At 70.1% G+C, this 19,902-nt stretch carries 11 protein-coding genes; 4 read left to right on the plus strand and 7 right to left on the minus strand.

Features of this window, described 5'->3' with window-relative positions:
* The first annotated feature begins 3 nt into the window (after window positions 1–3).
* Complete coding sequence (locus ABIA32_RS03350) at window positions 4–1,674, plus strand: nitrate/nitrite transporter (RefSeq protein ID WP_370092233.1); 1,671 nt, start codon at window positions 4–6, stop codon at window positions 1,672–1,674.
* Between the two features lie 57 nt (window positions 1,675–1,731).
* On the opposite strand, the gene pulA is transcribed toward ABIA32_RS03350, so the two are convergent.
* Window positions 1,732–7,176: a pullulanase-type alpha-1,6-glucosidase gene (gene pulA / locus ABIA32_RS03355; RefSeq protein ID WP_370092234.1), complete on the minus strand. Its 5,445-nt coding sequence runs from the start codon at window positions 7,174–7,176 to the stop codon at window positions 1,732–1,734.
* Window positions 7,177–7,400: 224 nt separating this feature from the next.
* Between pulA and ABIA32_RS03360 the strand changes: the two genes are divergently transcribed.
* Both ABIA32_RS03360 and ABIA32_RS03365 read left to right on the plus strand, forming a co-directional pair.
* Window positions 7,401–9,881: a carbohydrate-binding module family 20 domain-containing protein gene (locus ABIA32_RS03360; RefSeq protein ID WP_370092235.1), complete on the plus strand. Its 2,481-nt coding sequence runs from the start codon at window positions 7,401–7,403 to the stop codon at window positions 9,879–9,881.
* Between the two features lie 189 nt (window positions 9,882–10,070).
* Entirely contained in the window at window positions 10,071–10,883 is an 813-nt protein-coding gene (locus tag ABIA32_RS03365) for a phosphatase PAP2 family protein (protein ID WP_370092450.1), read from the plus strand.
* Window positions 10,884–11,012: 129 nt separating this feature from the next.
* Here ABIA32_RS03365 and ABIA32_RS03370 read toward each other — a convergent pair whose 3' ends face one another.
* From ABIA32_RS03370 to ABIA32_RS03380, 3 genes are all read right to left on the minus strand, one after another.
* Window positions 11,013–14,063: a bifunctional [glutamine synthetase] adenylyltransferase/[glutamine synthetase]-adenylyl-L-tyrosine phosphorylase gene (locus ABIA32_RS03370; protein WP_370092236.1), complete on the minus strand. Its 3,051-nt coding sequence runs from the start codon at window positions 14,061–14,063 to the stop codon at window positions 11,013–11,015.
* A gap of 87 nt (window positions 14,064–14,150) precedes the next feature.
* Entirely contained in the window at window positions 14,151–14,624 is a 474-nt protein-coding gene (locus ABIA32_RS03375) for an RDD family protein (protein WP_370092237.1), read from the minus strand.
* Window positions 14,625–14,681: 57 nt separating this feature from the next.
* Window positions 14,682–15,437, minus strand: a complete 756-nt coding sequence (locus ABIA32_RS03380) for an MBL fold metallo-hydrolase (RefSeq protein WP_370092238.1) — start codon at window positions 15,435–15,437, stop codon at window positions 14,682–14,684.
* A 72-nt stretch (window positions 15,438–15,509) separates the two neighbouring features.
* Between ABIA32_RS03380 and ABIA32_RS03385 the strand changes: the two genes are divergently transcribed.
* Window positions 15,510–15,731 (plus strand): hypothetical protein, encoded by a 222-nt coding sequence (locus tag ABIA32_RS03385; protein WP_370092239.1) that lies wholly within the window; start codon window positions 15,510–15,512, stop codon window positions 15,729–15,731.
* Between the two features lie 207 nt (window positions 15,732–15,938).
* Here ABIA32_RS03385 and ABIA32_RS03390 read toward each other — a convergent pair whose 3' ends face one another.
* The 3 genes from ABIA32_RS03390 to ABIA32_RS03400 all read right to left on the minus strand — a co-directional run bounded on the left by ABIA32_RS03390 (window position 15,939) and on the right by ABIA32_RS03400 (window position 19,770).
* Window positions 15,939–17,300 (minus strand): glutamine synthetase family protein, encoded by a 1,362-nt coding sequence (locus ABIA32_RS03390; protein ID WP_370092240.1) that lies wholly within the window; start codon window positions 17,298–17,300, stop codon window positions 15,939–15,941.
* A 117-nt stretch (window positions 17,301–17,417) separates the two neighbouring features.
* Entirely contained in the window at window positions 17,418–18,467 is a 1,050-nt protein-coding gene (locus ABIA32_RS03395) for a C40 family peptidase (RefSeq protein ID WP_370092241.1), read from the minus strand.
* A 70-nt stretch (window positions 18,468–18,537) separates the two neighbouring features.
* Window positions 18,538–19,770, minus strand: a complete 1,233-nt coding sequence (locus ABIA32_RS03400; protein WP_370092242.1) for an SPFH domain-containing protein — start codon at window positions 19,768–19,770, stop codon at window positions 18,538–18,540.
* Window positions 19,771–19,902: the final 132 nt, after the last annotated feature.

The following is a 19,902-nucleotide window of genomic DNA, read 5'->3' on the forward strand; positions in this document are numbered from 1 at the left end:
CTCATGGCCACCACCACCGCACCTGCCCCGTTCGTGCTCCAGCGCCTTTGGAGACGCGACCTCGCGCACTACCCCGACTCCGCCCGACGCTACGCCTACCTCGGCATCGTCGTGCTGACCACGGTCGTGCTCTACTACGCGCTCTACATCCAGTACGCCGTCGCGACCTCGATCATCACCAACTTCCACATGAGTTACCGCTACTTCGTGTGGATCAGCGTCATCGGCAACGCCGTCGGCGCCTTCGCCTCCCTCGTCGCGGGCCTCGCCGACCGCTGGGGCCGGGCGAACCTGGTCGTCTACGGGCTGCTGGTCACCGGCCTGCTCGTCTGCTTCGGCCTGCCCAACGCCCCCGACAAGACGACCTACCTCGTCCTCTTCGCGCTCGTCGGCTTCGTCGAGGGCATCGTGCTGGTGGCCACCCCGGCGCTGATCCGCGACTTCTCGCCGCAGCTCGGCCGGGCCACGGCGATGGGCTACTGGACCATGGGACCGGTCCTCGGCAGCCTCGTCGTCACCGAGGTCACCTCGCACACGCTCGGCACCGGCGCGGGCAGCGCCACCTGGCAGGACGAGCTGCGCTACGCGGGCATCGCGACGCTGCTGGTCTTCCTCGTCTCGCTCTTCGGTCTGCGCGAGCTGGCCCCCCGGATCAGGGACCAGGTCATGGTCTCGCTGCGGGACCGCGCGCTGGTCGAGGCCCGCGCCAAGGGGCTGGACCCGGACGCCGCGCTGCGCGGCCACTGGCGGCAGATGATGAAGCTCGACGTCATCGGCTCCGCCTTCGCCATCAGCGTCTTCCTGCTGCTCTACTTCGCAGCGGTGGGCAACTTCGTCGTCTACTTCGCGACCACCTTCGGCTACAGCGAGCAGCGCGTCAACGCGTTGGCCAACTGGTACTGGATCAGCAACGCCGTCGCGCTGCTGATCGCCGGGCTGATCTCGGACCGGCTCAAGGTGCGCAAGCCGTTCATGCTCGTGGGCGGGGTGGGCAGCATCGTGGTGACGGTGCTCTTCGCGCTGCGCGCGACCCAGGCGGCCACCGGCTACTACACCTTCGCGTGGCTCTTCGTCGGCATCGGGGTGCTCACCGGCCTCACCTACGCGCCGTGGATGGCGAGCTTCACCGAGACCGTCGAGCGGCACAACCCCGCCGCCACCGCGACGGGTCTGGCCGTCTGGGGCTGGATCATCCGGATCGTGGTCGCGGTCTCGGCGGCGTTCCTGCCGGTGGTCGTCACCTCGGTGACGCCGCTGGTCGAGAACGGCGCGGCGGTCTCGGCGGCCGCCACCCGGGCGGCCCCAGCGCTGGCCGTCGTCGCGCAGCACAAGCCGCTCTTCGACCAACTGGCCCAGTTCGCTCCGACCGCGATCCCGCCGGCCCTCGCCGCGCAGGCGGTCCAGGAGGTCGGACTGCCCGGCCTGCAGACCGTGCAGGCGGAGCAGAAGGACATCCTGTTCCTGCAGAAGTACGGCCCCCAGGTCGTCGACGCGCAGAAGCACAACCCGCACAACTGGCAGGTGTGGTGGTGGGTCTGCGTCGGCGGGCAGGTGCTCTTCCTGCCGTTCGTCTTCGTGATGGCAGGCCGCTGGAGCCCGAAGAAGGCCCGCGAGGACGCCGACGAGCACCAGCGCGCGGTCGACGCGGAGCTGGCCTCGCTGGCGAGCGAGTAGCGTGAAAGACCCGAGGGGCGGCCGGAATGGCCGCCCCTCGGGATGGTTCTACGACGCTCACTGCTGGACGTAGACCGCCACGGTCCTCGCGGGGATGGTGAAGGCGCCGGTGGCGGGGTCGAAGGACGCGGCCTTGACGACCGCGTCGGTGCCGTCGGCCTGGACGGGGTGGAGCCGCTGGCTCGTGCCGATCAGGCCGGTGAGGGTCTGGGTCTGCGCGGTCGGGGCCGCGTTGAAGACGACCGTGACGGACTTCCAGCCGGGCAGGCCGGCTCCGTCCAGGTGGAGCGTGATGACGCCGGGGATCTCGCCGGCCGTGCCGGAGAGCGGGTAGCTCAACCGCTGCTGGACGGCGGCGGCCGTGTTCAGCGAGAAGAGCGGCGTGGACGCCTTGATCCGCAGGAACTGCTGGTAGAGGGCGCTGGTGTCGTGCTGCGCCTGGCAGTTCGGGACCAGGGCCGGGTCCGCCAGCAGCGGCTTGGCGTAGGGCCAGAAGCCGAAGTTGGACGCGGCCGTCGGCAGGCCCCGGCCGAAGCCGTTGCCGTTCGCGCACTGCCACTGGATCGCGTTGAACCAGTCGCCGCTGTCGTAGGAGTTGCCGTCGAGCGACTTGCTGCGCAGCAGGTCGCTGCCGGCCACCGAGAAGCCAGGGCCCTGCGAGAGCGCGGTGGTGGCCAGGGCGAGCGCCTGCACCCGGGTCCGGTCGGCCATGGAGGTGCCGGTCGGCAGCTTGTAGGCGAGGGCGTCGTAGAGGTCCAGGTTGTCGTGGGCGTCCACGTAGGTGATGGCCTCCCCGGGGGCGGCGGTGTAGCCGGCCGGCGCGCCGTTGTAGTCGATCTCCGATCCGGTGACGGTCCTCCCCGCGCTGTCGGTGAAGGAGTAGCGGGCGAGGTTGCCGGTCAGGCCCACCTTGATCTGGTCCATTTCAGCGAGCAGCTTCGCCTTCTGCTGCGCCGCCGTGCCGTTGACGCTGTCGCCGTTCGGCGCGGTGAACAGGCCGGAGGCGAAGCCCTGCAGGTGCGGGTCGGTGTCGAAGGGGCCGCCGCCGCGCACCGCGTCGCGCAGCCGGTCGTTGAAGGTGGCGATCCCGGTACCGGCCATGTTGGCCTGGGTGGCCTGCACGAAACGGGAGTTGTTCGCGACGGTGCCGAAGTTCCAGCCCTCGCCGTAGAGGAACTCGGCCCGGCCGGTGTGGGCGAGGCCCGCCTGGACGTCGAGCATGGTGGCCTTGGGATCCAGGCCCATCAGGTCGAAGCGGAAGCCGTCCACGTGGTACTGGGTGGCCCAGAGGCGGGTGGAGTCGACGACGAGCTTGTTCATCATGCTGTGCTCAGGCGCGGTGTCCGCGCAGCAGGAGTCGGTCGTCACCGCGCCGTCGGCGGAGAGCCGCTGGTAGTAGCCGGGGACGATCCGGTCCAACACGCCGGCGGCCGCCTGGCCGGAGGCCGCGGTGTGGTTGTAGACCACGTCCATGACCACGCGCAGCCCGATCCTGTGCAACGCCGCGACCATGGCGCGGAACTGGACGGTGCGGGCCGTGCCGTTGGGGTCGGTGGCGTAGGAGCCGGCCGGGACGTTGAAGTGCCGGGGGTCGTAACCCCAGTTGTAGGCGTCGGTGGCCGCCTGCTTGGCGATGCAGGCCTGCTGCTGGTCGGAGTCGGCCGCGTACGAAGCGAGATTGCAGGCGGGGGTGGTCTGCTCGCTCTTCGCGTCAGGGACCGAGGCGAAGTCGAAGGCGGGCAGCAGGTGGACGGTGGTCAGGCCGTGCCGGGCGAGTTCGGCGAGGTGCCTCATTCCCGCCGAGGTGAGGTCGGTGAAGGCGAGGTAGGTGCCGCGCCGATTCGCCGGGACGGTGGCGTCGGCGACGGAGAAGTCGCGGACGTGCAGTTCCTGGATCTCCTGCTGTGCGGAGGTGATCGCCTTCGGTGAGCGGTCGGTCGCCCAGCCGCTCGGCGCCAGCGTGGCGGCGGACAGGTCGACGACCTCGCTGAGCCTGGCGTCGGTGGAGAGGGCGACCGAGTAGGGGTCGGTCACCTCGTTGCTGACGAGCTTCTGGACGCTCGGGGCCCAGACGGTGACCCGGTAGCGGTAGAACCTCCCGATCCAGTCGGGCACGCCGGTCACCGACCAGACGCCGCTGCTGTCCTGACGTCGCATCGGGAACAGCTTCGGAGTGGTCGCCTTCGCGGAGTCGAAGAGCTCCAGGGAGACCTGCTGCGCGGTCGGGGCCCAGACCGAGAGCGTCGGGGTGCCGTCCTTGCCGTAGACGGGGCCGAGCTTCGCCTTCGCGGCGGCCGCGCCGTAGAGCGCGTCCAGCGCACCGGGCAGTTGGACGCCGGTCGCGGCGAGCAGCGCGCCGTTCGCCTCGCGCTCGGTCATGACGAGCTGCGAGCGCAGCGCGAGCTTGACGCGGGAGAGGTCGCGCGGGTCGACGGTGAAGGCGGCGTACCCCTTCAGCTCGGGGTGCCTCGCGAGTTGAGCCGCCGACAGGCCGCTGCTGACCGGGAGCAAGCGGAGCCAGTAGCCGGGGTCGGTGGTGTCGCCGTTCTTGACGGCGATCGCGCCGGTCGGCGAGTAGACCAGCTCGGCGGAGGAACCTGCCGGAACCGTCGCTCCGAAACCCCAGGTGACCGGGACGGCGACGGTGCTGCCGTCGACGAACTGGGCCTTCGCCTTGGTCAGGTCGAGGTCGGCCGCGGACGCGGAAGCCTCGGGCAGCAGGTAGCCGGGGGTCGCGTTGAGGATCCAGATCTCGTGGCCGCTCTGGCCGAAGACCAGGGACTGGTCGTCGGGCAGGTCCTTGGTGTCGCCGTTGTGCAGGATGTAGCTGAGCGAGGTGGCCCCGGCCGCCAGCGGCACGGTGAAGACGTCGCCGAAGGCGTCGGTGCCGGAGGGCTGCAGCGGGGAGGTCCAGCTGGTCGGGTTGGCCGCGCCGGTCCAGTCGTGCAGGCCCCAGCCGGCGTAGTTGCCGTCGGCGCGGTGGTAGTGGATGACCGCCGTGCCGGCCGGGACGGGGTTCGCCGCACCGGGGTTGCTGGTGTAGGTGGTGGTGTCGCCGGAGTTGACCCAGACCTCGCCGGTCTGCGAGATATCGATGGAGCGGTCGGCGGCGGTGTCCTTGGTGCCGTTGTTCTCGATGATGAAGCCGACGTTGCTCGCGCCCTGCTTCAACTTCACGTAGGCGAAGGCGCCGAAGGCGTCCCGGCCGATGAAGGGGTGCCCGGCGGGCCAGGTGGTGCCCTCGCCGTCGGCGAGGTCGCCCCAGGCGTAGAGGTTCCAGCCGGCGTAGTTGCCGTCGGCGCGGTGGTAGTGGACGACGGCGTAGCCGCGCGAGACTGCGGTCGGCTTGGGCGTCACGGGCGCGGCGCCGACGAGCGTGCTGCCGCTCGCGTCGGCGGTGCGGCCGCTGTTGTCGACGACGACGGCCTTGTAGCGGACGGTCGTTCCGGCCAGGATCGCGCCGAGGTCCTGGGTGACGGCGTAGGGGGCGTGGTCGGCGCTGCCGAGCACCTTCCACGCGCCGGTGCCGACGGAGGCGGCGACCACGACGCGGTTGAAGCCGCCGCCGGTCACGTCCGCCTTCACGGTGGCAGTGCCGGAGGAGCCGTCGGCGGGTGCGGTCAGCGTCAGCGCGGGAACGACGCTCGGCGCGGCGAGGCGGGCGTCGGCCTTGTAGACGACGGCGGACTCGGCCGGAACCGTCAGCGTCAGCTTGCTGTCCGTGCCGGTGACGGCGTGGGTCTGGCCGGTGCCGTAGAGCGGGGTGTTGTATATCCGGGTGAAGGCTGCCCCTGCGGAGTAGGTCGGCACGGCGACGGTCTGGTCGGTGGTCGCGTTGTTGACCGCGACCAGGTACTCGACCTGCTGCTTCGCGTCGATCCTGGAGAAGGCGTAGACGCCGGGCCCGTTCGCGGCGTAGCGCTCGATCTGCGCGCCGTTCGCGAGGGCCGGGTTGGCCGCACGCAGCGCGGCGAGCTGAGAGATCGTCGTGAAGACGGGCACGGTGGTGGAGTAGCGGTCGGCGGAACCGCTGCTGCCGCCGATCACGACGTCGGCGTTGTACTCGGCGGTCTTCGAGGCGAACATGTCCTGCCGCGCCGACTTGTCACCGCCGGGGCCGGTGAAGCCCTGCTCGTCGCCGTAGTAGACGACGGGCTGGCCACGCGTCAGGAAGAGCAGCTGCTGCGCGAGGTCGTCCTTCTTCAGCAGCTCGGCATCGCTCGCGCCGGGGTTGTCGGTCTTCAGGAAGGAGCCGATCCGGCCCATGTCGTGGTTGCCGAGGAAGGTCGGCTGCTCGTAGGCGTCGCTGCTCGCGGAGGCGTACTTGTAGTCGTCCGCGTAGAGCGCGGCGAGCACCTGGGCCGAGGCGCCCTGGGAGGCGTAGAGCCGGGCCGCGTTCTGGAACGGGAAGCCGAGGGCCGCGTCGAGCTTGCCTTTGGTGACGTAGGAGGAGTTGACGGTGGTGTTCGCGTCGTAGACCTCGCCGAAGAGGAAGAACTTCTTGTTGCCCTGCTGCTCGGCGAACTTCTTCAGCGCCGGGGCCCACTGCTGCCAGAACGCCATGTTGACGTTCTTGACGGTGTCGATGCGGAACCCGTCGACGTTGTCCTGCTTGACCCAGTTCTCGTAGATCTTCTCGAAGCCGGTGACCACGCGCGGGTTCTGGGTGTCCAGGTCGTCCAGGCCGAAGAAGTCGCCCTCGGTGGCGTTCTCGCCGACGAAGGTGGTGTTGCCCCGATTGTGATAGAGCGTCACGTCGTTGAGCCAGGCCGGACTCTTGACGGTGGCGCCGGCCGGCGTGTTGAAGACGGGGGTGTAGGGGAAGGAGTTCTTCGTCAGCTTCGGGTAGTTCGCGGTGCCGTTGGCCGCGTTGGCGTCGGCGATCGCGGTGGTGTCCACGGGCCGACCGCTGGCGTCCAGGGTCGGGTAGGCGCCGATGGAGCGGTAGTCGTAGGTCTTCTCCGCGTAGTCGATGACGTCGGCGGTGTGGTTGGTGATGACGTCGAAGAAGACCTTCATGCCCATCGCGTGGGCCTTCCGGATCAGCTCCTTGAGCTGGGCGTTGGTGCCGAAGTGCGGGTCGACCTGGGTGAAGTCGGTGATCCAGTAGCCGTGGTAACCGGCCGAGACGTTGCTCCCCGTGCCCTGGACGGGCTTGTTCTTGAAGATCGGCGCCATCCAGATGGCGGTGGTGCCGAGCTTCTTGATGTAGGAGAGCTTGTCGATGATCCCGGCGAGATCTCCGCCGTGGTAGAAGCCCGAGTCGGTCGGGTCGTAGCCGGTTGCCAGCCGGGAGCCGGTGATGCCGCCGGTGTCGTTGCCGGTGTCGCCGTTGGCGAAGCGGTCGGGCAGCAGGAAGTAGAACTGCTCCTTGCTCAGCCCGTGCCGGGTCGGCGTCGCGGCCAGCGCGGCGTCCGAGGGCGCCGCGGGCAGCGGCGCCGCCTGCGCGCCTGAAGCCCCCGAGGCACCCGCGACAGCGGGGCTCAGCAGCGCCGCTGTCACCAGCAGGCTTCTCCATCTGGACCGATTGATGGCCACGCGTTCACTCCCCTGGGACGGCTCTGCTCGGGCGAGCCAGAACTTACTGACGACGACAGATGGCCGCAAGATGTTTCAGCAAGATGCAGAAAATATTTCCACGGATGTCTTGACGCTCAGGAACCGCAGCGAGGAGTCTCGTCGCCAACGCCATCCCCCACCCACCCTCTCCCCACTCGGAGAAACCGATGCCCCGTCAAACCGGCCGAATCCGGACGCTGTTGGCGTCCGGGGCGCTGCTGGCCGCAGGCACCGTCGTGCCGCTCGCCCTGACCGGCGGCACCGCTCATGCGAGCGCCGCCAACGGCGGCGATGTGATCGCGAACATGTTCATGTGGAACTGGTCCTCCGTGGCCTCGGAGTGCACGAACGTGCTCGGACCGAAGGGCTACGGCGCCGTCCAGGTGGCCCCGCCCGAGGACTCGATCAGACTCTCCGGCGCCCACCCCTGGTGGGAGATCTACCAGCCGGTCGGCTACGACCTGAACAGCCGGATGGGAACCGAGGCACAGTTCCAGTCCATGGTGACGGCCTGCCACAACGCGGGCGTCAAGGTCTACGCGGACGTGGTCCTCAACCACATGGCCGGATCCAACCAGACCAGCACCGACTCCTACGGCGGCGACGCCTTCTCCGAGTCGCCGATGAGCTACAGCCAGATCCCCTACACCTCGGCCGACTTCCACACGTCCCCGGCCAACTGCCCCAACTCGAACATGTCCATCAACGACTGGAACAACCAGACCCAGGTCCAGGAGTGCGACCTGCTCTCGCTGGAGGACCTCTACACCGAGACCGACGACGTCCGCAGCAAGGAGGCCGGCTACCTGAACAAGCTGCTCGGCTACGGCGTCGACGGCTTCCGGGTGGACGCCGCCAAGCACATCGCCCAGGCGGACTTCGCCAACATCCTCTCCCGACTGAACAGCACGACCTGGGGAGGCGCGCCCTACGTCTCGCAGGAGGTCTACCCGGGGAGCAGCGGCAACCTGGCGCCCTCGGCCTTCGAGGGCAACGGCAGCGTCATCGAGTTCAGCTACGCCTACGACCTGAAGAACCAGTTCAACGGCAGCATCGCCAACCTGAAGACCTTCGGGAGCAGTTGGGGCCTGGAGCCGAGCGCGAAGTCCACAGTCATGGTGACCAACCACGACACCGAACGGGCCGGCTCGACGCTCAGCTACAAGAACGGCGCCGCCTTCGACCTGGCCACCGAGTTCGAACTGGCCTGGGGCTACGGCACCCCGCAGGTCTACTCCGGCTTCGCCTGGAACAGCAGCGACGACTCCCCGCCGGCCGACTCGAACGGCTACGTCACGGCGACGGACTGCTCGGGCACCGCCTGGTCCTGCACCGACCGCGTGCAGGGCGTGGCGAACATGGTCGGGTGGCACAACGCCGCGCAGGGCGCGTCGGTGGCCAACTGGTACGACGACGGCTCGAACCTGATCGCCTTCTCGCGCGGCAGCAAGGCGTGGATCGCGATCAACAACGAGAGCTCGACGCAGACCAGGACCTTCCAGACCGGCCTGGCCGCAGGCACCTACTGCGACGTCATCCACGGCGACTACACGGCGGCGACGGCCTCGTGCTCCGGCCCGACGGTCACCGTCGACGCGAGCGGCGCCGCGACCGTGTCGGTCGCGGCGAAGGACGCGGTGGCGCTGTACGCGATCTCGACCGCTTCGCCTTCTGCATCTGCATCCGCCTCCGCATCCGCCTCGGCGTCTGCCTCCGCGTCTGCCTCCGCGCCTGCCTCCGCGTCTGCCAGTGCCCCTGCGGGGAGCATCGCGGAGACGTTCACCGTCAGCGGCGCGCCGACCAGCGCGCCCATGTACCTGGTCGGATCCGTCAGCGGCCTGGGCAACTGGGCGCCGGCCGCAGCCGTCCCGATGACGCAGTCCGGCTCGACCTGGACGACCACCGTCACGCTGCCGCAGTCCACGGCAGTGCAGTACAAGTACATCGAGAAGGACTCCGCGGGGAACGTCACCTGGGAGCCCGGCTCGAACCACTCCGCCACCACCGGCTCGGGCAGCACCGCATCGCTGACGGACGCTTACAACGGCTCCAGCGGCACCGTCAGTGAAACTTTCAACGAGTCAGCGACCACCTGGCTCGGCCAGAACGTCTACCTCGTCGGCTCGATCCCCGCCCTCGGCAGCTGGAACACCGCGAACGCGGTTCCGCTCTCGTCCAGCACCTACCCGACCTGGTCCGCCTCGGTCGCGCTGCCCGCCGACACCTCCTTCGCCTACAAGTTCATCAAGAAGGACCCGGACGGCACCATCACGTGGGAGTCCGGCGCGAACCACGCGGCCACCACAGGTACCAGTGGCGCCACGCTCAGCAATACCTGGGGGGCAACGCCCACCAGCCCCGTGGGAGTGAGCTTCGACGAGTCGAAGACCACGACTCCCGGTCAGAACGTCTACGTGGTCGGCAGTATCGACGGTCTCGGATTCTGGAACCCGAACAACGCGATCTTGCTCTCTTCTGCAAATTACCCCGTTTGGACGAAGACCATCAGCATCAGCCCGAACACGTACTTCGAGTACAAGTACATCGTCAAGGACTCGGCAGGGAACATCACCTGGGAGTCGGGCACCAATCGCAGCTGCACCACGGGGGCCTCGGGCAGCGTGACCCTGAACGACAGCTGGAAATAACGGAACGTGACGATCCGCGGCCGTCGCCCTCGCCAGGCGGCGGCCCGTGGTTTTTGGTCCACTAGGACCTGAGGGGTATTTCGCTCGTGGAATCCCCGACCAGAGGGTGATCAGGAGACCCCAGGCCGCATGGCAGACTACTCACCCATGGGGAAGGCAACGGAAGCACGCACCAGCACCAGGGAGCCCATGGGCCACTTGATGCGTTCCATGCGTGGGCACTTCCGTTCGCCGGGACGCCCCCGCTTGTGGATCGAGCTGCTGCTGATCGCCGTGAGCTACTGGATCTACTCGATGGTGCGTAACGCGGTTCCCGAGATGGAGGCGCGGGCGCAGCACAATGCTCACGACATCTGGGCACTCGAACAGACGCTGCACATCGCTGTGGAGCGTTCCGTCAACCATGCGTTCGACTCGGTTGCATGGTTGATCACTGGACTGAACTACGACTACGCGACGTTGCACTTCATCGTGACGATCGCCGTCCTGGTGTGGTTGTTCCGAGGCCATTCGGGGCGATATGCGGCGGCACGACTGTCACTTTTCGTGACAACTGGCTTCGCACTGTTCGGGTACTACTTCTATCCGCTGGCACCACCAAGGCTGATGCTCGACGGCGGATTCATCGACACGGTGGCGAAGCATCACACCTGGGGGTCGATGGCCTCCGGGGACATGGCGCACGTCTCCAACCAGTTCGCGGCGATGCCGTCGATGCATATCGGCTGGTCGCTCTGGTGCGGCGTGACGATCTTCTTCCTGGCGAAACGGCGCTGGGTACGCGTGTTGGGCGTGCTGTACCCGCTCTCGACGGTGGTGGTGATCGTCGCGACGGCCAATCACTTCTTCATGGACGCGATCGCCGGCGCGCTGTGCACGGCGGTAGGTCTGACGACCTCCCGCCTCGTTTACCGACGCTGGCCCTACAGCTTCCCGAAAGCGGCGCCGGTACCCGCGCTGGTTCCCGAGCCCAAGCCCGAGCCTGTCGGCGCGTCCCGTTAGGGGCGCGAGGCTCTGCTTGATCAACTGCGTGCGCGAGGAACCACCCCGGGCGGATGGCTCTGTGCGTTCGGGGACCCACCACATCGGCGGCTTGTCGCGCAGTTCCTCGCGCCCCTGAGGAAGTGCAACTCACCGTTCGCCGAAAACGATCCGTTCCATCACATCCCGCGCCAGCCGCGCCGTGCGACGGTAGTCGTCGACCATCTCGCCCGCGTGGCCCTCGCCGTAGCCGAGGTAGCGCGCCACACCCGCCAATTCCCGCGGCTCCGCGGGGAAACTGTCCCCGGCGCGGCCGCGCACCAGCATGACCGCGTTGCGGACCCGGGTCGCCTGCACCCAAGCCGCGCTCAGGGCATCCGCCTCGTCGCGGCCGAGCAGCTGTGCGTCCACCGCCGCGCCCAGCGCCCGCAGCGTGCGGGTCGTGCGCAGGCCGGGCACGGCGTGCCCGGCCTGGAGCTGCAGCAGCTGGACCGTCCACTCCACGTCCGCCAGGCCGCCACGGCCCAGCTTGGTGTGGGTGGTGGGGTCAGCGCCGCGCGGCATGCGCTCGCTCTCGACGCGGGCCTTGATCCGCCGGATCTCCCGCAGCTCGGCCTCGTCCAGGCCGGTCTCCGGGTAGCGCAGCGGGTCGATCAGCGCCAGGAACTCCTCCCCCAGCGCCCGGTCCCCCGCGACGGGCTTGGCCCGCAGCAGCGCCTGGCTTTCCCAGGTGTGCGACCAGCGCCGGTAGTAGGCCGCGTAGGAGCCGATCGTGCGCACCAGCGCGCCCTGACGGCCCTCCGGGCGCAGGTCCGCGTCGATCAGCAGCGGGGGCTCCGTCGAGGGCAGCTGGAGCAGCCTGCGGAGCTCCTCGAAGACCTGCCGGGCGGCGTTGCTGGCCTTGGTCTCGTCCGCGCCGGGGAGGGGGTCGTGGACGAACATCACGTCCGCGTCCGAGCCGTAGCCGAGCTCGTGGCCGCCGAAACGGCCCATCGCGATGACCGCGAGCCGGGTCGGCAGCGGCTCGCCCGTGCTCGCTTCCGCCGCCGCGACGCACGCCGCGAGCGCGCCGCTGAGCGTGGCGCGGTTCAGGCCGGTGAGCGCGAGGCCCGCGGCCTCGACCCCGGCGGCGGGGGTGTCACCCAAACGGCCCAACACGTCGGCAGCAGCTGTCCGGAAGAGCTCACGCCGCCGCACCGACCGGGCGGCGGCGACGGCCGCCGCCGCGTCGTCCGCGCGTCCCACGGCGGAGGCGACCTCGCGGTCCAGGACCTGCGGTGAGCGGGGGTCCAGCCCGTCCGTGTCGCCGAGCAGCGCGACGGCCTCGGGCGCGCGCAGCAGGAGATCGGGGGCGAGGCGTCCGGAGGAGAGGATCCGGGCCAGGTTCTGGGCGGCCGCGCCCTCGTCGCGCAGCAGCCGCAGGTACCAGGGGGTGGAGCCGAGACTGTCGGAGACCTTGCGGAAGCTCAGCAGTCCTGCGTCCGGGTCGGCGGAGTCCGCGAACCAGCCGAGCATCACCGGCAGCAGCGTCCGCTGCAGCGCCGCACGGCGGCTGACGCCGGTGGCGAGCGACTGGAGGTGGCGGAAGGCGCCGACCGGCTCGCGGTAGCCGAGCGCGGCGAGGCGCGCCTGGGCCGCCCCCACGCTGAGCGCGCTCCCGCTCTCAGCACCCCCGAAGCGGCTCGTGAGGCCGGCCTCCTCCAGGTCCAGGTGGGCGACGGCGTCGAGCAGCGGGCGGTAGAAGAGCTTCTCGTGCAGGCGGCGGACCTCGCGGCCGTGCCGCTTCCACTCCGCGAGCAGCTCGGCGACGGGGTCGGCGCGCAGGCCGAGCGAGCGGCCCAGCCGGCGCAGGTCCTGTTCGGCGGTCGGGACGAGGTGGGTGCGGCGCAGCTGGAACAGCTGGATGCGGTGTTCGAGCGTCCGCAGGAAGCGGTAGGCGCTGTCCAGCGCGGCGGCGTCGGCGCGGCCCACGTAGCCCCCGGCGGAGAGGTCCGCGAGTGCGGTGAGCGTGGTGGCGCTGCGCAGGTTCTCGTCGGTGCGGCCGTGGACGAGCTGGAGCAGTTGGACGGAGAACTCCACGTCGCGCAGTCCGCCGGGGCCGAGCTTGAGCTCGCGTTCGACCTCGGCGGCGGGGATCGCCTCGATGACCCGGCGGCGCATCTGCTGCACGTCCTGCACGAAGTTCTCGCGCTGCGACGCCTGCCAGACCATGGGACTGACCGCCGCGAGGTACTGCTGCCCGAGGGCGGCGTCGCCGGCGACCGGACGGGCCTTGAGCAGGGCCTGGAACTCCCAGGTCTTGGCCCAGCGCTGGTAGTAGGCGAGGTGGCTGGCGAGGGTGCGGACCAGTGGTCCGTTCTTGCCCTCCGGGCGCAGGTTGGCGTCGACCTGCCAGATGCTGCCCTCGCGGGTGCTGTCGGAGCAGAGCCGCATCATGCGGGCGGCGAGGCGGGTGGCGGCCTGGAGCGCGTCGACGTCCCCGTCGGTCCTGGGCTCGGCGACGAAGACGACGTCGACGTCCGAGATGTAGTTCAGCTCCCGGCCACCGCACTTGCCCATCGCGATCACCGCGAGCCGGCAGGCGCGGGCGGCGGCCGGATCCTCCTCGGCGGCGATGTCGAGCGCGGCCTGGAGCGTCGCTCCGGCGAGGTCGGCGAGTTCGGCGGCGGCCTGGCCGAGGTCCGCGGTACCGGTGAGGTCGCGGGCGGCGACCGTCAGCAGCAGTCGGCGGTAGCCGGAACGGAGCGCGTCGGCGCGGGCGACGTCGTCGTTCTCCTCCCAGATGTGCCGGTAGAGGCGGCGGACGAACTCCTCGGGGCCGGGGTGGATGTCGTGCAGCTCGAAGGTGACCAGCTCGTGCCAGTCGTGCGGATGCCGGGCCAGGTGCTCCCCCAGAGCGGCGCTGGCGCCCAGCACACCGAGCAGGCGGTCGCGCAGCGGCTTGGCGGTGGTGAGCGTGTCCAGCAGCTTGTGCCGCTCCGCGTCGTCGCGGCAGGCCTCGACGAGCGAGGCGAGCCCGTGCAGCGCCTGGTCCGGATCGGCGGTGGCCGCGAGCGCGTCCAGCAGCACGCTGTCGGCGGCGTGCGCCGCCAACGCCGGCTCCGCGAGCCGCCGCGCCGCCGCCTCCGGATCCGTGAACCCCCGCCGCACCAACCTGCCGACAGGATTACTCCGCCGCGCACCGCTGCGCTCGGTGTCCAACGCGTCTCGCCTCCGCGGGCCGTCCGGGCTTCCTGCTCTCGATCCTCCCCGACCCTACGTCGTTCGAACACCCGGACAGGCGTGGCCTCAAAGGATCCGCGCGCGCGTGTCGATGACGACGGTTCGGGCGATCTTGTCGTGGAGCGCCTGACGGTTCGGCTTGTCCCAGAGGAGCCAGGCCGGGTCGAGCAGCGACCAGACGTCCCCCACGTTCAGTGGCAGCAACGTCGGGAGCACCGCCGCAGCGGTCCGCAGCCACGCCTGCCCGGCCGTGGGCCGCTCGCCGCCGTTCAGCGGGACGACACGGATGCCCAGCGCCCTCATGCCCAGGGTCTGACCACGAACGGCGAGCATCAGCCCCCCGTAGACGAGGACGATCCCGCTCTGGACGAGGACGAGCGTCCAGCTCCCGATGGATGTCCCCGGTATCAGCAGGCCGAGCAGCACGAGCGGGACCATCAGCAGGGAGTCGAGCAGAAACGCCCCGAACCGGGACCCCGCTGAGGCGAGCGTCGGCTCGGCTGGTCGACTCATCGGCTCGTACGTCATGTCGGCGTCCACGCGCGGCATCCAAGCACGCGGCGCACGACCCCGACAAGATCCACGACCGGGCGAGACTCAGAGCGGGAGCGTCAGCCCTTCCTCAGCCGCGATCACCTTGCCCGCGAACGAGGCGCGGGCCTCCGCGACGGAGCGGGAGCGGTCGCTGCCTGGCCAGAAGTGGGTGAGCAGGAGGCGCCGCGCCCCTGCGAGGGTCGCGGCCGTGCCGGCCTGGGTGGCGGACATCAGGAGCAGGTCGGCGTCGGCCGGTGACGGGTCGCCCTGGAGGGTGGCGCCGGCGACGAGGAGGTCGGCGGAGGAGGCGAGGTCGGTGAGCGCCGGGGCGGGGCCGGCGTCGCCGGAGTAGGCGAGGGTGAGGCCGGGCGCGGCCAGGCGGATGCCGGCGTGGGGGACGTGGTGCGGCAGCAGCGCGCTGTCCAGGCGGAACGGGCCGAGCTGGTGGCCGCCGCCGGGCAGTGGACGGGCTGCGAAGACCTCGTGCAGGTCTTCACTGGGCTCCATCGCCTGGACCCGGGTCAGTACCCCGGGCGGGCAGTACAGCGGCACCCTGCTGCCGCCGTCGCGTCGGCCGCCTCCTCCGAAGAGCAGGGCCCGGCAGAGCGCGCTGAGGTCCGCGCAGTGGTCGGGATGCTCGTGGGTGATGACGACCGCGTCGATCTGCTCCGGGGCGCAGTGCTGCAGCACACGTGGCAGGGTCCCGTAGCCCAGGTCCAGCACCAGCCGGAACCCGTCGTAGTCCAACAGCAGTCCGCTCGCGGCCCGCCCGGCCTCGGGCCAGGCTCCGCAGGATCCGAGCACGGTCAAACTGCGCATTCCGCCCGCTTTCGTAAGGCTGACCCAGGGCCGAGGGTGATGCATCGGCCCGCTGCCCGCATACTTGCTGTAATGACAAGATCTGAGGGACCTCGCCGCACTTTGCCGTCCAGCCCGTTCATCCGCGCCGTCGCACCGGCCCCCGAGCAGTTCGCGGTCGGGGACCGTGTCAGCCATGACAAGCACGGCCTCGGCCGGGTCGTCGCGGTGGAGGACGAAGCTTCGGTGATCGTCGACTTCGGCTCGACGCACCGACGCATCTCCACGCCGTTCTCCGCGATGACCAAGCTCTGACCTCACTGCTGCGGCCTACGCACCGCGCCGCCGCCCGCTCCGTCCTCGGAGAGCCGGGCTCCGGCGGTGATCCGTCGTGCCGTCCGGGGCCGTCACCGGCCTCGACCTCACACCCGGGCCCCTCAGCTCAAAAGGGCCGGACGACCGTGGCTGTCGCGCCACCGTCGTCCGGCCCTTTCTCGTTGTCTCTACCCCGCTGACCTGCGGTTACAGCACCGGCAGGCCCCGGCGCAGCTCGAAGGCGGTGACCTCGGAGCGGTACTCCTCCCACTCCTGGCGCTTGTTGCGCAAAAAGAAGTCGAAGACGTGCTCGCCCAGCGTCTCGCGGACGAGCTCGCTGCGCTCCATGAGGTCGATCGCCTCACCCAGGTTCTGCGGGAGCGGCTCGATGCCCATCGCGCGGCGCTCGAGGGAGCTGAGCGCCCACACGTCGTCGTCGGCGCCGGGCGGGAGCTCGTAGCCCTCGGCGATGCCCTTGAGGCCCGCCGCCAGGAGGACCGAGTAGGCCAGGTAGGGGTTGCAGCCCGTGTCCAGGGAGCGGATCTCCACTCGCGTCGAGCCCTGCTTGCCCGGCTTGTACATCGGCACGCGCACCAGCGCCGAGCGGTTGTTGTGGCCCCAGCAGATGTACGACGGAGCCTCGCCGCCCGCGCCGGCGGCCCGCTGCGAGCCGCCCCAGATGCGCTTGTACGAGTTGACCCACTGGTTGGTGATCGCCGCCGTCTCCGCCGCGTGGCGGAGCAGGCCGGCGATGAAGGAGCGGCCGACCTTCGAGAGCTGGTACTCCGCGCCCGCCTCGTGGAAGACGTTGCGGTCGCCCTCGAAGAGGGACAGGTGCGTGTGCATGCCCGAGCCCGGCCACTGGGAGAAGGGCTTCGGCATGAAGGTCGCGTGCACGCCCTGCTCCAGCGCGACCTCCTTCATCACCAGACGGAACGTCATGATGTTGTCGGCCGTCGACAGCGCGTCGGCGTAGCGGAGGTCGATCTCCTGCTGACCGGGAGCGCCCTCGTGGTGGCTGAACTCCACCGAGATGCCCATCGACTCGAGCATGGTGATCGCCTGGCGGCGGAAGTCGTGGCCGACGCCGCGCGGGGTGTGGTCGAAGTAGCCCGAGTGGTCCGCCGGGATCGGCGCGGTGCCGTCCGCCGGGAGGTTGTTGAGCAGGAAGAACTCGATCTCGGGGTGGGTGTAGAAGGTGAAGCCGAGGTTGGACGCCTTCTCCAGGGTCCGCTTGAGGACGTAGCGCGGGTCCGCGAAGGACGGCGAGCCGTCCGGCATCAGAATGTCGCAGAACATGCGGGCCGTCCCCGGCGCCTCCGACCGCCACGGCAGTATCTGGAAGGTCGCCGGGTCCGGCTTGGCCAGCATGTCCGACTCGTAGACCCGGGCGAAGCCCTCGATCGCGGACCCGTCGAAGCCGATGCCCTCCTCGAAGGCCTGGTCCAGTTCGGCCGGTGCGACCGCGACAGACTTGAGAAACCCGAGGACGTCGGTGAACCAGAGCCGGACGAACCGGATGTCTCGCTCTTCGAGAGTGCGGAGCACGAACTCCTGCTGCTTGCCCATGGCTACAGTCTCACCTCTGCGGTTTACGGATGCGTTAACGCGGAAGCGCAGGCGGCGCCTGGTCCACTGTTCGCATCATTGCAGATTATGAGCCTGGTGGGACGGCCGGGCGGTCCGTTAGGAGACCCGGCCGAACTGGGTCGGGTAGTAGCCCGTCGACAGCACGGAGATGCGCACGTCCGCCCCGGGGTGCGGGGCCTCGATGTAGCGGCCGCCGCCCAGGTAGATCGCCACGTGGTGGATCCCGGACGCGCGGCCGCTGTACGACCAGAAGATCAGGTCGCCACGGCGCAGCTCGCTCGAGGAGATCGGCGTGGTCGCCCGGTACTGGTCAGCGGCGACGCGCGGCAGTTGGATGTCCGCACGAAAGTACGCCTGCTGGACCAGGCCGGAGCAGTCGTAGCCGTAGGGGCCGTTGCCGCCCCAGACGTAGGGCTTGCCCAGCTGGGCCTCGGCGTAGGAGATCGCCGACTCCAGGGTGCCCGCGCCCTGGCCGGGAGGCGGCGTGGGGGGCTTGTGCGAGCCGGGGTCGCCGGGGTTGCCTGGGCCGGGGCTGGGGTGCGCGCTGCCGGCGTACTTCAGGTAGATGTCGTAGTGCGTGGTCCAGCGCCACTCGCCGTTCTTGCGGAACCAGTAGCGGTGACCGTCCCAACCCCACTTGATGCCGTCGGCGGTCTGGGTCGAGCCGTCGCCGCCGCCGGTGCCGCCGCCCGTGCCGCCGTCGCTTCCGCCCGCGTACTTCAGGTAGACGTCGTAATGCGTGGTCCAGCGCCACTCGCCGTTCTTGCGGAACCAGTAGCGGTGACCGTCCCAGCCCTGGCGTATGCCGCCGTCGGTCGCGCTGGCCCCGCCGCTGTCGCCACTGCTGCCGGTATGACGCAGGTAGACGTCGTAGTGCGAGGTCCAGCGCCACTCGCCGTTGGACATGAACCAGTAGCGGTGCCCGTCCCACCCGGCGTTCGCGGGCGCGGTCTCCGCGCTGGCCGCCGGGGCGGCCATCAGGGCGGCGCCGCCGCCGACGGCGAGCATCGCGGTCGTCGCCGCGGCCCGCACCAGCGGGCGTGCGTGGTGGCGCGGCTCGGCCGTTCCGGGTGAGGGGGCCTGACCGTGGACGCGGCAGTGGGCGCAGGTGCAGTCGGTTATGTCCAGCTCGGCGAAGGCGGTCATCGCGGACGGGCTCCGTTCTTCGGGGATGGTGCTTACTGCGTCACGAAGGTCTGCGTCATGAAGGTCTGCGTCACGGGAGCTCAGCGGCAGGCTGCGGTTCTGCGCTGCACTGGGAGGCAGGTGTCCGGGAGGAGAGCGCCGTCGCGGAGCGGTGATGCACCGGGAGGCGGCTCGTCTCCTCCAACTGGTCCAAGGGGGTGGCGTCGAGGACGTCGGGGACGGCCGTCGCCGACCCGGGCGCGGGGATGGTGGCCGTCGTCTCCTCGGCCTTCGTCCGGGCCTTCGCTTCGGGCCCGGCGGTGGCGACCTCGGGGTCGCGGCTGGGAACCGGGACGGCCAGGAAGGCGGTGACCAGGTCACGGGTCAGCGAGGCGCGGAAGTCCGCGTCGAGGGTCAGCCCCTGGTTGCGTTCGAACTGGCGCAGCGTCAGCGCCGCCGTCTCGACCGCGTCGCCCACGATCACCTCGCGCGTGCCCGCGTCCAGCTCGGCGAGCCTGCGCCGGCGCATGCCGTCGGCGAAGTCGGCGCGGTAGCCGAGGTTGACGGCCTGGACGGAGTAGACCGCCACGCCGACCGGGGCCATCTCGGCGCCGAGGAGCCGGGTGAGCTCGCCGCCGAGCCACTGGCCGTCGCGGAGCGAGGGGCCGGGGGTGACGAAGTTGTCGCAGGGCAGCGTCGAGGCGATCCGGCAGAAGACGGACTCGGCGCTCGCGGCGAGGTGCTTGCCGTGGTCGTCGACGGCGAACCGGGCCCGCGCGGTGTCCTTGACCTGCCAGACCAGCATCAGCTCGGCGGTGATCGGCGAGCCCTCGCGGTCGGTCGCGGCGATCGGCTCGCTGCGCCAGTGGCGGATCCGCACGTCGATCGGACGCCGCTTCAGCAGCGGGTTGACCCAGACCAGTCCGGAGCGCCTGACCGTGCCCCGGTAGCCGCCCCAGCGGCTGAGCACGCGGGCGGTGCCCATCGGATTGGCCATCAGGCCGAAGAAGGCGAGGACGAGCACCAGCCCGCACAGGGCGAGCAGCGCCACGGCGGCGCGGTCGGCCAGGACCGGCCCGCTGTCGTGGAGGTCCTGCGCGCCCGGCACCCAGGAGGGGAGCCCGGCGGCGCGTCGCGCCTGGACCAGTACGGCGCCGGAGAGAGCGGCGAGAATCGCCAGGAGGGCGATCCAGCCCGGAAGGACCCCTCGGGCCGGACGCTCCCTCAGTTCCGCGTCCGATCGGGGAGGTCGGCGGACCGCCCATGGGGCGGTGACCTGACGCTCGGCCGGCTGGTCCACGTGGTCCATCCCCTCTGCGGGCATGTCAGCCGCCCGCACCCGTACTCGAAGGCTCGAACGTACCTTTATTTCGGACATATCGTCAATACGGTTATATCTCAGTCCCAATAGCGGCATGCCCCGATTCATCCTGCAAGGAAACGCGCCCGAACGAGT

The organism is Streptacidiphilus sp. MAP12-20, assembly GCF_041262525.1.
GTDB lineage: Bacteria > Actinomycetota > Actinomycetes > Streptomycetales > Streptomycetaceae > Streptacidiphilus.